The 12,283-nt window shown below is 60.1% G+C and carries 13 protein-coding genes; 2 read left to right on the plus strand and 11 right to left on the minus strand.

Going from position 1 to position 12,283, the window contains the following annotated elements:
* From cysW to ACN9MZ_RS23775, 4 genes are all read right to left on the minus strand, one after another.
* Complete coding sequence (gene cysW, locus ACN9MZ_RS23760; protein ID WP_426339318.1) at positions 1 to 885, minus strand: sulfate ABC transporter permease subunit CysW; 885 nt, start codon at positions 883 to 885, stop codon at positions 1 to 3.
* Complete coding sequence (gene cysT, locus ACN9MZ_RS23765; protein ID WP_426342952.1) at positions 882 to 1,688, minus strand: sulfate ABC transporter permease subunit CysT; 807 nt, start codon at positions 1,686 to 1,688, stop codon at positions 882 to 884. Before cysT ends, cysW begins: the two co-directional genes overlap by 4 nt.
* 177 nt (positions 1,689 to 1,865) lie before the next feature.
* Complete coding sequence (locus tag ACN9MZ_RS23770) at positions 1,866 to 2,639, minus strand: sulfite exporter TauE/SafE family protein (RefSeq protein ID WP_426339319.1); 774 nt, start codon at positions 2,637 to 2,639, stop codon at positions 1,866 to 1,868.
* Positions 2,640 to 2,832: 193 nt separating this feature from the next.
* A complete protein-coding gene (locus tag ACN9MZ_RS23775) occupies positions 2,833 to 5,244 on the minus strand; it encodes a TonB-dependent receptor plug domain-containing protein (RefSeq protein ID WP_426339320.1) in 2,412 nt (803 codons plus the stop codon).
* Between the two features lie 202 nt (positions 5,245 to 5,446).
* On the opposite strand from ACN9MZ_RS23775, the gene ACN9MZ_RS23780 reads away from it, so the two are divergent.
* On the plus strand, positions 5,447 to 5,773 hold the full coding sequence (locus ACN9MZ_RS23780) for a hypothetical protein (protein ID WP_426339321.1): 327 nt from the start codon (positions 5,447 to 5,449) through the stop codon (positions 5,771 to 5,773).
* Positions 5,774 to 5,785: 12 nt separating this feature from the next.
* Here the strand turns inward: ACN9MZ_RS23780 and ACN9MZ_RS23785 are convergent, their stop codons facing one another.
* The 4 genes from ACN9MZ_RS23785 to ACN9MZ_RS23800 all read right to left on the minus strand — a co-directional run bounded on the left by ACN9MZ_RS23785 (position 5,786) and on the right by ACN9MZ_RS23800 (position 8,497).
* Positions 5,786 to 6,424, minus strand: coding sequence for a peroxiredoxin (locus tag ACN9MZ_RS23785; RefSeq protein ID WP_426339322.1), 639 nt, complete (start codon positions 6,422 to 6,424; stop codon positions 5,786 to 5,788).
* The gene (locus tag ACN9MZ_RS23790) at positions 6,351 to 6,986 is read right to left on the minus strand and encodes an RBBP9/YdeN family alpha/beta hydrolase (RefSeq protein ID WP_426339323.1); all 636 of its coding nucleotides are present in this window, start codon (positions 6,984 to 6,986) and stop codon (positions 6,351 to 6,353) included. Before ACN9MZ_RS23790 ends, ACN9MZ_RS23785 begins: the two co-directional genes overlap by 74 nt.
* Before the next feature lie 19 nt (positions 6,987 to 7,005).
* The gene (locus tag ACN9MZ_RS23795) at positions 7,006 to 8,019 is read right to left on the minus strand and encodes a sulfate ABC transporter substrate-binding protein (protein ID WP_426339324.1); all 1,014 of its coding nucleotides are present in this window, start codon (positions 8,017 to 8,019) and stop codon (positions 7,006 to 7,008) included.
* Between the two features lie 94 nt (positions 8,020 to 8,113).
* Positions 8,114 to 8,497, minus strand: a complete 384-nt coding sequence (locus tag ACN9MZ_RS23800) for a diacylglycerol kinase (protein ID WP_426339325.1) — start codon at positions 8,495 to 8,497, stop codon at positions 8,114 to 8,116.
* Between the two features lie 87 nt (positions 8,498 to 8,584).
* On the opposite strand from ACN9MZ_RS23800, the gene ACN9MZ_RS23805 reads away from it, so the two are divergent.
* The gene (locus ACN9MZ_RS23805) at positions 8,585 to 9,367 is read left to right on the plus strand and encodes an IclR family transcriptional regulator (RefSeq protein ID WP_090441755.1); all 783 of its coding nucleotides are present in this window, start codon (positions 8,585 to 8,587) and stop codon (positions 9,365 to 9,367) included.
* Here ACN9MZ_RS23805 and ACN9MZ_RS23810 read toward each other — a convergent pair.
* The 3 genes from ACN9MZ_RS23810 to ACN9MZ_RS23820 form a co-directional block, all read right to left on the minus strand.
* Entirely contained in the window at positions 9,352 to 10,398 is a 1,047-nt protein-coding gene (locus ACN9MZ_RS23810; RefSeq protein WP_426339326.1) for a serine hydrolase, read from the minus strand. The genes ACN9MZ_RS23805 and ACN9MZ_RS23810 overlap by 16 nt on opposite strands.
* A gap of 153 nt (positions 10,399 to 10,551) precedes the next feature.
* Complete coding sequence (locus ACN9MZ_RS23815; RefSeq protein ID WP_426339327.1) at positions 10,552 to 11,247, minus strand: nitroreductase; 696 nt, start codon at positions 11,245 to 11,247, stop codon at positions 10,552 to 10,554.
* A gap of 9 nt (positions 11,248 to 11,256) precedes the next feature.
* Positions 11,257 to 12,117, minus strand: a complete 861-nt coding sequence (locus tag ACN9MZ_RS23820) for a DMT family transporter (RefSeq protein WP_426339328.1) — start codon at positions 12,115 to 12,117, stop codon at positions 11,257 to 11,259.
* Between the last annotated feature and the right edge of the window lie 166 nt (positions 12,118 to 12,283).

Here is a 12,283-nt window from a genome sequence, read left to right on the forward strand (position 1 = left end):
TCAATGCTCCTTGGCGTCGCCGCCGTAATTTTCGTGCAGGCGCCATTCGATAAAGGTTTTCACTGCCAGGGTGACCAGCGCCAGCAATGCCAGCAGCGAGGCCACGGCAAAGGCGGCGGCAAAGTTGTATTCGTTGTAGAGGATCTCGACCTGCAGCGGCATGGTGTTGGTCTCGCCGCGGATATGGCCGGACACCACCGACACCGCGCCAAATTCGCCCATGGCACGCGCATTACACAGGATCACGCCATACAGCAGGCCCCACTTGATGTTCGGCAGGGTCACGCGGAAGAAGGTCTGCCAGCCGTTTGCGCCCAGCACTACGGCCGCTTCTTCCTCCTCGCTGCCCTGGGCCTGCATCAGCGGGATCAGTTCGCGCGCCACGAACGGGAAGGTGATGAACACGGTAGCCAGCACGATGCCCGGCACGGCAAACAGGATCTTGATGTCGTGCTCCGCCAGCCATGGTCCGAACCAGCCCTGGGCACCGAACAGCAGCACGTAGATCAGGCCCGAAATCACCGGTGACACCGAGAACGGCAGGTCGATCAGCGTCAGCAGCAGGCTCTTGCCGCGGAATTCGAACTTGGTGATGGCCCAGGAAGCTGCCACGCCGAACACCAGGTTGAACGGCACCGCAATCGCGGCCGTCAACAGGGTGAGCTTGATGGCGGCAATCGAATCGTCTTCCAGGATGGCGCTGGCATACACGTCCCAGCCCTTTTTCAGCGCTTCGGTGAATACTGCCACCAGCGGCACGAACAGGAACAGTGTCAGGAAGGTCAGCGCCACGGTGATCAGCGCGTAGCGCACCCAGCGCGGTTCCAGCACGTCATGACGTTGCGGCAGTTCGCCGCGGCGGATTGGCGTTACGGATGCGCTCATTTGGCGTTCCTCCCGCGAGACCAGGCTTGTAAAAGGTTAATCGCCAGCAGCATGAGGAAAGAGGCCACCAGCATGACCACGGCGATGGCCGTGGCGCCGGCGTAGTCGTACTGTTCCAGCTTGGTGATGATGAACAGCGGTGTAATCTCTGACACCAGCGGCATGTTGCCAGCGATGAAAATGACAGAGCCGAATTCCCCGGTGGCGCGGGCGAAGGCCAGTGCAAAGCCGGTCAGCAGCGATGGCAGGATGGTGGGGAATACTACGCGGCGGAAAGTCTGGAAGGCCGAGGCGCCGAGGCTGGCGGCCGCTTCTTCCAGTTCGCGTTCAGCGTCTTCCAGCACCGGCTGCACGGTGCGCACCACGAAGGGCAGGCCGATAAAGGTCAGCGCTACCACCACGCCCAGCGGGGTGAAGGCGACCTTGATGCCCAGGACGCCTTCGATATATTGGCCGAACCAGCCGTTGGAGGAATACAAGGCGGTCAGGGTGATGCCGGCAACGGCTGTCGGCAGCGCGAACGGCAGGTCGACCAGTGCATCGACAATGCGCTTGCCCGGGAATTGATAGCGCACCAGCACCCATGCAACGATGCCGCCAAAGAAGACGTTCAGCAAGGCGCCGATGAAGGATGCGCCGAAAGTCAGCTTGTAGGAGGCGACCACGCGTTCCGAGGTGACGGCCGTCCAGAAGCCATCCCAGGTCATGGTAAAAGTCTTGAGGAAGATCGCCGATAGCGGGATCAGGACGATCAGGGTCAGGTACAGAATGGTGAAACCAAGCGACAAGTTGAAGCCGGGCATCACGCGGTATGGCGCCTTGCGGGGCTTGACCTCTCCTGCCGGCGTTCTTGTCGGCAACGCAACTGCTGACATGCTTGCTCCCTTATTACATTTTCGACTAACAGGAGCGCATGTTCGCATTCATGCGTTATAAACCAAACTACCCTTTTTTTATTTGCTTAGATGCCGAATCGGCAGTCATGCAACCAGTTTGGCGGCAACCGTCACCAGGACCGTCGCCAGCATGCCGCGCAAGATGCGTTCTGGCATGGACTTGGCAAACCAGGAGCCGATGGTAATACCGGGCACCGAGCCGACCAGCAATGTGAGCAACAGTGTCCAGTCGATGGAGCCGAGCCACCAATGCCCCGCTGCGGCGATGGCAGTCAGCGGCACGGCGTAGGCGATGTCGGTGCCGGCTACTTCGGCCGGGGTGAGGCGGGGGTACATCAGCACCAGCAAGGTGGCGCCAACGGCACCTGCGCCGATGGAGGAAATCGTGACCAGGGTGCCCAGCACGGCGCCTGCAATGACCGTCGCGCTGCTCAGCGCCCTGCCCTGCAACTGGCGATCGGGGTGGGCCAGCATCCATGCCAGCATTTTCCCGCGGAACAGGATCGCCAGCACGGTCAGCATGACGGAACCGGCGATGCACAGGCGAATCAAATGGCCGATCTGCTTATCCAAGGCACCGAAATGCTTGAGGCCATAGGTGGCAACCAGCGCGGCCGGCAAAGCGCCGTAACATAGCAGGCGCACGATGTCCCAGCGCACGGTGCCGCGCAGGCGATGGGTGGCCGTCCCCGCTGTCTTGGTAATGGAGGCAAAGGCCAGGTCGGTGCCCACTGCCACCGAGGGCGAAACCCCGAACATTAAGGTCAGGATCGGCGTCATGAGCGAGCCGCCGCCAACGCCGGTCAATCCGACGAGCAGGCCTACGACAAAACCAGAAACGATGAACGACAGATCCATGCGAAATCCTTCCAAGATTCGCTAGGGTATGCGCAATCACAAGATATCCCAACAACGAAGTCCTTATTTGCTTATGACAAAAAAGGTAAAAGTCCGGCTGCCATGCTGTAACGATTGGCGGATTGCCAGACCTGACCCCGACTTTAAAAAAAAAGCGCCCCGGAGGGCGCTTGCAACGGGAAGTACCAACTGCTTAGAAAGCGGTATCGAATTTCAGGTACATCGAACGGCCGTTGACGCCGAATGGGCAGGTTTCCCAGCAGTACTTGAAACCCAGTTTCGGGAAGTCACCGCCATTGGTCCATTCGGACGGGTAGGTGTCGAACAGGTTGTTGACGCCGAAGGCCAGGGTGGTCTTCTTGCTAAAGCTGTAACGAATGCTCGAGTCGACGATCCATTTGGCATCCCAGGTCTGCAGCGGGCTGAAACCTTCGCCCTGCACTTCGCCGTAGTAGTTGGCGCGGGCATTCACATTCCATTGGCCGATGGTGTAGTCGGCCGCAACAACGTGGTGCTTGCGCGGCTGGCCACGTTCGATCAGGGTCACCTGCGCCTGGTTGAACAGCTGATCGCCGGTCAGCAAGCTGGATGGCGAGTGGCGCTTGGTCACTTCGGTCTTGTTGAAGCCTAACTGGCCGGACAGCACCAGCGTCGACGAGGTGAACTTGGTCGTGTGGTCGGCAACGATGTCCAGGCCGCGGGTCTTGGTGTCGACTGCGTTGGTGAAGAACTGCGCCTGGCCGACGCCCAGCGGGTTCAGCACGTTGGCGATCGGGCCGCCGCCGGCTTCTGGCGAGATCTCGCTCGAGAACACGATGCGGTCCTTGATCTTGATCTGGTACAGGTCAGCGGTCAGCGACATGTTCGACGCTGGACGCAGCACCATGCCCACCGAGGCGTTGCGCGAGGTTTCTTCCTTCAGCGGCTTGATGCCCAGCGCTGTCGTCACAGCGCTGCCTTCGCGCGCGGTCAGGGTTTCGGTCAGTTGGCCTGCCTGGTTCAGGTTGGTCGATACGGAGCTGTAGAACTTCTGCTGCACGCCTGGCGCGCGGAAGCCGGACGATACGCTGCCGCGCAGGCCGAATTGCTTGGTCGGGTCCCAGCGCGCGCTGAACTTGCCAGTGACGGTGTTGCCGAAGTCGGAGTACTTCTCGTAGCGCACGGCAGCGCCCAGCAGCAGGTCCTTGACTGGATGGTATTCGGTGTCAAGGAACAGGGCGATGTTGTGGCGGCCCTCGTCCACGGCGGTGGCCGGGGTATAGCCAGGGAAGCCCTGGGTGCCGGATGCTGCGACGCCGCCATTCTGGTTCAGGATGGTGATTGCTGGGTTGTTGGTGCGGCCGTATTGATAGGACACCGGATCGCCTGCGACGATCTCGTAGTTGTCACGGCGGTACTCGAAGCCGGTCGCCACGAACACTTCTTCGCTGCCGAATTTGACCGGACCCTTCACGTCGGCGTTGAAGGTGGTCTGGTTGAATTTCAACTTGCCGGTGTCGGCTTCGAATGGGGACTCGGCGTAGATGCCGCCGCCCGGTTTCGGCTCGTACCAGTAGGAGACGTTGATGGTCTGCTTCTCGTGGAAATCGAGCTCGCTCATGCCGTGGTTGATGCTGATGTCGGCCTTCCAGTCGTTCGGCAGGTCGCGGCGGTAGCCGAAGGCGAACGAGGCGTCCTTCACGGTGGTGCGGATGTTCGGCAGGAAGCCTTCCGGATAGACGGCCGGCACGTTGCGGCCGTCGCCTTTGGAGCGGTAGAAGCCGGACGAATCGCCCTTGCGCTTGGACACGCCGCCGAAGGTGTAGAACTCGCTGGCCTTGTCGACCGGCAGGGCCGCGTTCCACCACAGGTAAGCATCTTTGGCATCGCTGTCGCCGATGCGCTGGGTCACGCGCGGTGGATCGACGCGCAGCGAGTCAGGGCCGGCGCGGTTGGTTTCGTCGCGCTTGCGCCCTTCCAGCGACAGGTTGATGTAGCCGCCATCTTCGCCCAAAGCCCAGCCGCGGTTCACGCTGCCGGAGACCATGTCGCCGTCGCCTTCCTTGGTGGTGCCGACCTGGCCGCTGAGGGCGGTCTCGTTCACGTTCGATTTCAGCACGATGTTGATCACGCCGGCAATCGCGTCCGAGCCGTACTGGGCAGCGGCGCCATCGCGCAGCACTTCGATGTGATGGATGGCCGACAGCGGGATCGCGTTGATGTCGGTACCGGCCGAACCGCGGCCGATGGTTTGCTGCACGTTGACCAGCGCCTGCTGGTGGCGGCGCTTGCCGTTCACCAGCACCAGCAATTGGTCAGGGCCGAGCGAACGCAGGGTCGCAGGGCGGATGATGTCGGTACCGTCGCTGATGAAAGTGGTAGAGAAATTGAACGACGGGTCCAGGGTCTGCAGCAGCTTGCCCAGTTCCAGCGGGCCGGCAGTCTGCAAATCCTTGGCGTTGATCAGGCCAACCGGTGCGGCGGTATCCAGCGCGGTTTTGGCGGTTGCGCGCGAGCCCAGCACGACCACGGTCTGCTGTTCTTCGGCGGCTGGTTGGGCGGCGGTTTGTGCGTAAGCTTGCGATGTTGCCAGTAAAACAGCACTGGCGATGAGGGTGCGTTTCATAGGAATTCCGATCTCTCTAACGATTTTTATTTGGTGCCGCCCAAAAATACTAACCTCGCACAATTGAACTCACAAAGAAATAATTCATTTATGACAAGTGAATTAGCTGCCAACGTTGCATGAATGGAACAGCTGCAAGGCTATTGGCTTGTATTCAACCAAGTGCTACATTGTCTGCAAGCGATTCAAGGGAGGAAGTGTGATGACTGATGCTCTGTTGCTGACCGACCGTTTGTGCGACCTGACCGAAATGGCCTTGCAGGCCTATACCAAGTTCGAAAAGGCCACTGTCTACTGCACTGCCAAGCACCTGATGGCCGACTTCGAAGATGCGGGCCTACCGCTGGCAGCTTTCGACAAACTGTCCGCCATCCAGGCCAGCATCCTGGCGGCTGTCGAATTCGCCCCGCCAGGCGGCAAGAACAATCCCCAGTGCATCGTCAGCGCGCGCCATGAAATCGCGGCGCTGCGCGAAATGCTGAAGGAAAAAAAGCGCCCCGAAGGGCGCCTGCCAGAGCATCTGCACTAGTCTTGCGCGGACTTACTTGTTCGGTTGCGGCGTAATGCGCAAGTAAGGACGCGGGGCCTTGTAGCCCGCTGGATACTTCTGCTTGATCACCTCAGGGTCGTGCACGGTGAGCGGGATGATCACGTCATTGCCATCTTTCCAGTTGCCTGGGGTGGCGACGGCGTACCCGTCCGTCAATTGCAGGGCATCGATCACGCGCAGCACTTCATCGAAGTTGCGGCCGGTGCTGAGCGGATAGGTGATCTGCAGCCGGACCTTTTTGGCCGGGTCGATCACGAACAGCGAACGCACGGTGGCAGTGGCCGACTGGTTAGGGTGGATCATGTCGTACAACTCGGCCACCTTGCGATCGGCGTCGGCGATGATCGGGAAAGCCACAACGGTTTGCTGCGTCTCCTCGATATCCTTGATCCATTCCTTGTGCTTGTCGGCCGGGTCGACCGAGAGCGCAATTGCCTTGACGTTGCGCTTGTCGAATTCCGGCTTCAGCCTGGCGGTCAGGCCCAGTTCCGTGGTGCAGACCGGGGTGAAGTCGGCCGGGTGCGAGAACAGCACCACCCACGAATCGCCTGCCCACTCATGAAACCTGATGCTGCCAATGCTGGAATCCTGTTCGAAGTCCGGCGCGGTATCGCCAAGGCGTAAACTCATTCTTCTTCTCCATTGTTAAATTCGATGCGCGCTGCGCCAGAACCTGCAGCAGGCGCTGACCGAAACGCCAGTCACCCAGTCCCGATTCAGCGTTGATATGTCCCAGCGCTCCCGCGTTGACGAAGTCGCTGCCCCAGCGCTGCGCCCAGCTTTCGGCACTCTTCAGCGTCATCCATGGGTCGTTGGTGCTGGCCACCATGATCGATGGGCAAGGCAGTTCGCCATGCGGCAACAAGGAGCTGACCTGGAACTTGTCGGGATCGGCTGGCCCCACCAGCAAGACACCCGCCACGTGGGGGGAGGTTGAACGCGACAGGCTCAATGCGGTGGTGAGGCAGCCGAAACTGTGTGCAACGATCAGGGTCGGGCGACGATCCTGGTCCAGTACCTCATCCAGGCGGTCGGCCCAGCGCAGCAGGACCGGATCGTTCCAGCGCTCCTGCTCTACCCGTTCGAGGCGCGGATACAGGCGCTGCCAGCGGGACTGCCAGTGTTCGGGTCCGCTGTTGTGCAGGCCTGGCGCGACCAGGACGCGGAATTGGTTCAGTTGTTGGATCGCCATGCGGCCCTCCGTTGCGTGATTATTGGCCCGCGACTTTCGCGCCAGGCTGGTAAATCTGGTCAAACACGCCGCCATCGGCGAAGTGCGTTTTCTGCGCGCTAGTCCAGTCGCCGGCGACGTCGGTGATTTTGAACAGCTTCACGTTCGGGAATTGGGCGGCGTACTTCTTCGCCTCTTTCTCGATGCCCGGGCGGTAGTAGTTCTTGGCGATGATGGCCTGGGCCTGGTCGGTGTACAGGAAGTTCAGGTAGGCCTCGGCCACTTTGCGCGTGCCACGCTTGTCGACCACTTTATCGACCACGGCGACCGGCGGTTCGGCCAGAATCGACACCGAAGGCGCCACGATTTCCACCTTGTCCGGACCAAGTTCCTTGATTGCCAGCAGCGCTTCGTTTTCCCAGGCGATCAGCACGTCGCCGATGCCGCGCTCCACAAAGGTGGTGGTGGCGCCGCGCGCGCCGGAATCGAGCACGGGGACGTTCTTGTACAGTTTTTTCAGGAAATCGCGAGCGGTGGCATCGCTGCCGCCAGGCTGGCGCAAGGCGTAGCCGTAAGCGGCCAGGTGGTTCCAGCGGGCGCCGCCGGAGGTCTTGGGATTCGGGGTGATCACTGCCACGCCTGGCTTGACCAGGTCGTTCCAGTCCTTGATGCCTTTCGGGTTGCCCTTGCGGACCAGGAAAACGATGGTGGAGCTGTAGGGGGTGGCGTTATGGGCCAAGCGCTTTTGCCAGTCCTTGTTCACCAGGCCACGCTCGGCAATCGCGTCGATGTCGTAAGCCAGTCCCAGGGTGACTACGTCGGCTTCCAGGCCGTCGATCACGGCGCGTGCCTGCTTGCCCGAGCCGCCGTGCGACTGCTTGATCTTCACGTTGTCGCCGGTCTTGGCCTTCCATTCCTTCGCGAAGGCGGTGTTGACGTCCTGGTACAGTTCGCGCGTTGGGTCGTAGGAGACGTTGAGCAAGCTCACGTCGGCAGCCTGCGCCACGGCGGCAGTGGCGAACAAGGCGGCGGCAATCAGTTTCCTGGACAGCATCTGGTTTCCCCTTTTGTGTTTGGAGATGCCAGATTAACTGCCCCTTATATAAATACGAACGAATGTTTTCGTCGTTCGTTATACCGGAAAGTAATTAATAGAAGCGATTGAACAGGACGACCAGCCAGGTTGCGCCCGACAGCAGGCAAGCCAGCAGCACGGCGGCACTGCCAAAGTCCTTGGCGTTCTTGGACAAGGGGTGGCGTTCCAGCGAAACGCGGTCCACCACGGCCTCAATCGCTGAATTGATGAGCTCGACGATCAGCACGATGACCATGCTGCCAATTAATACAAGTTTCTGGAATGCAGAAACTGGCAGCAGTAGCGCGGCAATGGTGCCGATCACGAAAACGAAGAGTTCCTGGCGGAAGGCGTGTTCGGAGCGGATAGCGGTCTGCAGGCCCTCAAGGGAGTAAAAAAAGGCTGAAAAAATGCGTTTCAGGCCGCTCTTGCTTTTAAATTCACTAGTAGGTTCCATGGACACGGATTATAGCGACAGAATTCCCATTTTTTTCACATCATGGTATAAATAAGTCTGCATATACCGCACTGCACCAACCACATTATGAAAAGCGAAACCTTGCCCCCGCAAGAGCCGAAAACAACCATCCAGGTCATCGACCGTATGACGGCCCTGCTTGACGCCTTGGCGAAATACCCCGATCCGGTCAGCCTGAAGGAGCTTTCCAAGGTCTCCGGCCTGCACCCTTCCACCGCCCACCGTATCCTGAACGACCTGGTGGTGACCCGCTTTGTCGACCGTGTCGAGCCCGGCACCTACCGCCTCGGCATGCGCCTGCTGGAACTGGGAAATGTGGTGAAGAGCCGCCTGTCGGTGCGCGAAGCTGCGCTCGATTCGATGCGTGCCCTGCACAAGAAAACACAGCAGACCATCAACCTGTCCGTGCGCCAGGGTGACGAGATCGTCTACATCGACCGGGCCTACTCCGAACGCTCGGGCATGCAGGTGGTACGCGCCATTGGCGCTCGCGGCCCGCTGCACCTGACGTCGACCGGCAAGCTGTTCCTGTCGGTGGACGAGCCAAAGGCGATCCGTGCCTATGCCACCCGCACCGGGCTGGCTGGCCACAACAAGAATTCGATTACCGACCTGGCGCGTCTGGAGCGCGAACTGAGCCTGGTGCGCGCACGCGGCTATGCGCGCGACAATGAGGAACTGGAACTGGGCGTGCGCTGCATGGCGGCCGGCATCCGGGACGATTCCGGAAAACTGGTAGCTGGCTTGTCGATTTCCGCGCCGGCGGACCGGCTGCAGGACGATTGGCTGGAAGACCTGGTCAATACCGCCAACCAGATCTCCGCAACCCTGGGTTACATACCCGAGTAAGACTGGGCGCTGGTGCTGGCGCCGCTGACGTTTTCGCCGAAGGTTGGCTTGAGCGCGGCCAACCACTTCTTCATGCGGGTGGCGTCGGCCACGCGTGCTGCGGTGCCCTTGGCATCCAGCAGCACCATGATCACGGCACGGCCTTCAATCATGGCCTGCATGATCATGCAACGCCCTGCTTCGTTGATGAAGCCGGTTTTCTGCAAGCCGATTTCCCAGCCCGAGTTCGGCGCCACCAGGCGGTTGGTGGTGCCAAAGGTGACCGGACGGCCGCTGTTTTCCACCACGGCCTTCGGGTCGGTCGAGAATTCGCGCAGGATCGGGTGCTCGTATGCAGCCTGCACCAGCTTGGCCAGGTCGCGTGCGCTGGCCACATTCATCTTGGACAGGCCGCTGGAATCGACATAATGGGTGTCGTTCATGCCCAGCGACTGCGCCTTTTCATTCATCGCCTGCACGAAAGCCGGCAAGCCGCCCGGATAGTTGCGCCCCAGGGCGGCGGCAGCGCGGTTTTCCGAACTCATCAGCGCGATGTGCAGCATATTGCGGCGGGTCAGGCGGTCGCCCACTTTCAGGCGGGACGAGCTGAACTTCTCGCGGTCGACGTCTTCCTCGGTCACGGTCAGCTCTTCATCCAGGTCCTGGTTGGCTTCCACCACCACCAGGCCGGTCATCATCTTGGTGATCGAGGCGATCGGCAAAGCCACGCCGGCATTCTTTTCAAACAGGACTTCGGAGTTGGCCTGGTCCAGGACCAGGGCCACGTTCGATTTCAGGTCCAGCGGATCACGTGTCAGGTTCAGGCCCGCCAGGTCACCCATGGTCGGACGGCTGACGTCGGGCACCTTGGTCACGCGCTGGTAAACGATCTTGTTACGGCCACGCACAACGACGCTGCGCTTGACCAGTTGGGATGTCGTCGCCGGGGCAGCGTAACGGGTACCAGCTTTCTTGACAGCCGCTTGTGCAGATCCAATTGAAGCCGATGCGCAAAGCAAGGACACAAGCACGCTGATAGCAAGTTTGTTCATTCGTCATTCCCCGGTGTGAAACAGCAGAATCGCTAGTTGCAGTGTAGCAAAATCAGTTTACTGCGCAAGCAAAATCGGACTTTTCTTCACCAATGTTTTCAGCCCCACAATACACATTTCCCATAGTGACGCAGGGCTGCAACGAAAGCTTGTTCACTCCATAAATTTAACAAATTTGGCAATCGGCTCGCGCTCGGTAACCAACGTGTTTTCAATTTTGCCACTATCTGCAAAACCAAGCGACATCCCGCATACAACAGTTTCGCCGGCCGGCAGGCCAAGTACTTCACTGATGATGCGGTGGTACTGGGTGAAGGCCGCCTGCGGACACGTATCGAGGCCGCGGCCGCGTGCCGCCACCATGATATTTTGCAAAAACATTCCATAATCGAGCCAGGACCCTTGTTCCATGATGCGGTCGATGGTAAAGATCATGCCAACCGGCGCATCGAAGAACTCGAAATTGCGGCCATGCTGGGCGGCCATGCCGGTCTTGTTCTCCCGCGTCAGGCCAAGCAGCGCGTAAAGGTCCCAGCCTACCTTGCGGCGGCGGTCGACGTAGGGCGAGACCCATTCGCGCGGGTAGTACGCATATTCCTCGGTGTGCAGCTTGTTCTGCTCGGGGTCGGCATAGGCGGCCAGGATCTTGGCGGACAGGGCTGCCTTCATGGCGCCAGTCAGCACATAGACTTGCCATGGCTGGGTATTGGTGCCGGATGGCGCACGGGCAGCCACTTCCAGGATGGCTTCGATATCTTCGCGCGGCACCGGGGTGGGCAGGAATGCGCGGATCGAACGGCGCGAGGTGATGGCCGCGTCGACGGCCTGCTGTGCTGGGGAGCTGATCATGATTGTCGCCTATCTGGGTTGCTTAACCACAAATATTACTCCAATCACTGCGAGCGCCATACCGGCAACTCCCATCCAGTTCAGGACTTCGCCGAACATGGCCCAGGCCATGATGGCTGTGGTGGGCGGTGTCAAATAAAGCAGGCTTGTGACCTGGGTCGCGTCGCTGCGACGGATCAGCGCAAACAGGAGGAAGATCGCACCGATGGAGAGGGCGAGCACGGACCAGGCCCAGGCGCCGAGGAATTGTGGCGTCCACTGAATCGACCCCATGTTTTCCAGCAGCCAGGCAAAAGGCAAGACCGCGGCAAACGACGTGGCAAACTGGATCACGGCGCCAGTGCGCAGGTCGAACTTGGGACAAAAGTGCTTTTGATAGAGCGTGCCGGCCGTAATCGACAACAAGGCGAACACAGCCAATGCGATCGCCTGCCAACTGAGTCCGACCAGCGTGATCTTCGCGTAAACCACCAGAGCCACCCCACCCAGTCCGAATGCCAGCCCAAGCCACTGACGCGGACGCACCCGTTCGCCGATCAACGGTGCCGCAAAAGCCGTCAGGATAGGTTGCATGCCCACGATGAGGGCTGACAGCCCGGCCGGCATGCCCAGTTTGATGGCACACCATACTCCACTCAGGTAGCCCGCCTGCAGCAACAGGCCGGCGGCCGCCACATGGCCAACCTTCCCTTTCGGCCACGGCGCGCGCAGCACCAACACGGCTGGCGCCAAGATCGCCAATACGCCCAGGAAGCGCAGCAGCAGGAAGGTCAAAGGAGGCGCATAAGGCAGGCCATAGCGGGCCACAATAAATCCGGTACTCCAGAGGAAAACGAAGAATAAGGGAATGGGAGAAAAGAGGGAGCGCATCCGGCGATTCTAGCACTGAGGCCAAATGCCCTGCTTGGCAGCAATAATTATGACTTTTCTGGCCAGAAACCCTTTGCTGACAGGAGGTTAGTTACTTTGTGCAATGCACAAAAACTGCTTGACTTTGATTCCCGAACCCGGATAATCGCCTTTGTTGCGTTGCACA

Source organism: Pseudoduganella sp. S-14 (genome assembly GCF_049913285.1).
Classification (GTDB): Bacteria; Pseudomonadota; Gammaproteobacteria; order Burkholderiales; family Burkholderiaceae_D; genus Rugamonas.

Coding starts and splice junctions, on each gene's coding strand:
- cysW (WP_426339318.1), bottom strand. CDS start 885: ATGAGCGCATCCGTAACGCCAATCCGCCGCGGCGAACTGCCGCAACGT.
- cysT (WP_426342952.1), bottom strand. CDS start 1,688: ATGCCCGGCTTCAACTTGTCGCTTGGTTTCACCATTCTGTACCTGACC.
- ACN9MZ_RS23770 (WP_426339319.1), bottom strand. CDS start 2,639: ATGGATCTGTCGTTCATCGTTTCTGGTTTTGTCGTAGGCCTGCTCGTC.
- ACN9MZ_RS23775 (WP_426339320.1), bottom strand. CDS start 5,244: ATGAAACGCACCCTCATCGCCAGTGCTGTTTTACTGGCAACATCGCAA.
- ACN9MZ_RS23780 (WP_426339321.1), top strand. CDS start 5,447: ATGACTGATGCTCTGTTGCTGACCGACCGTTTGTGCGACCTGACCGAA.
- ACN9MZ_RS23785 (WP_426339322.1), bottom strand. CDS start 6,424: ATGAGTTTACGCCTTGGCGATACCGCGCCGGACTTCGAACAGGATTCC.
- ACN9MZ_RS23790 (WP_426339323.1), bottom strand. CDS start 6,986: ATGGCGATCCAACAACTGAACCAATTCCGCGTCCTGGTCGCGCCAGGC.
- ACN9MZ_RS23795 (WP_426339324.1), bottom strand. CDS start 8,019: ATGCTGTCCAGGAAACTGATTGCCGCCGCCTTGTTCGCCACTGCCGCC.
- ACN9MZ_RS23800 (WP_426339325.1), bottom strand. CDS start 8,497: ATGGAACCTACTAGTGAATTTAAAAGCAAGAGCGGCCTGAAACGCATT.
- ACN9MZ_RS23805 (WP_090441755.1), top strand. CDS start 8,585: ATGAAAAGCGAAACCTTGCCCCCGCAAGAGCCGAAAACAACCATCCAG.
- ACN9MZ_RS23810 (WP_426339326.1), bottom strand. CDS start 10,398: ATGAACAAACTTGCTATCAGCGTGCTTGTGTCCTTGCTTTGCGCATCG.
- ACN9MZ_RS23815 (WP_426339327.1), bottom strand. CDS start 11,247: ATGATCAGCTCCCCAGCACAGCAGGCCGTCGACGCGGCCATCACCTCG.
- ACN9MZ_RS23820 (WP_426339328.1), bottom strand. CDS start 12,117: ATGCGCTCCCTCTTTTCTCCCATTCCCTTATTCTTCGTTTTCCTCTGG.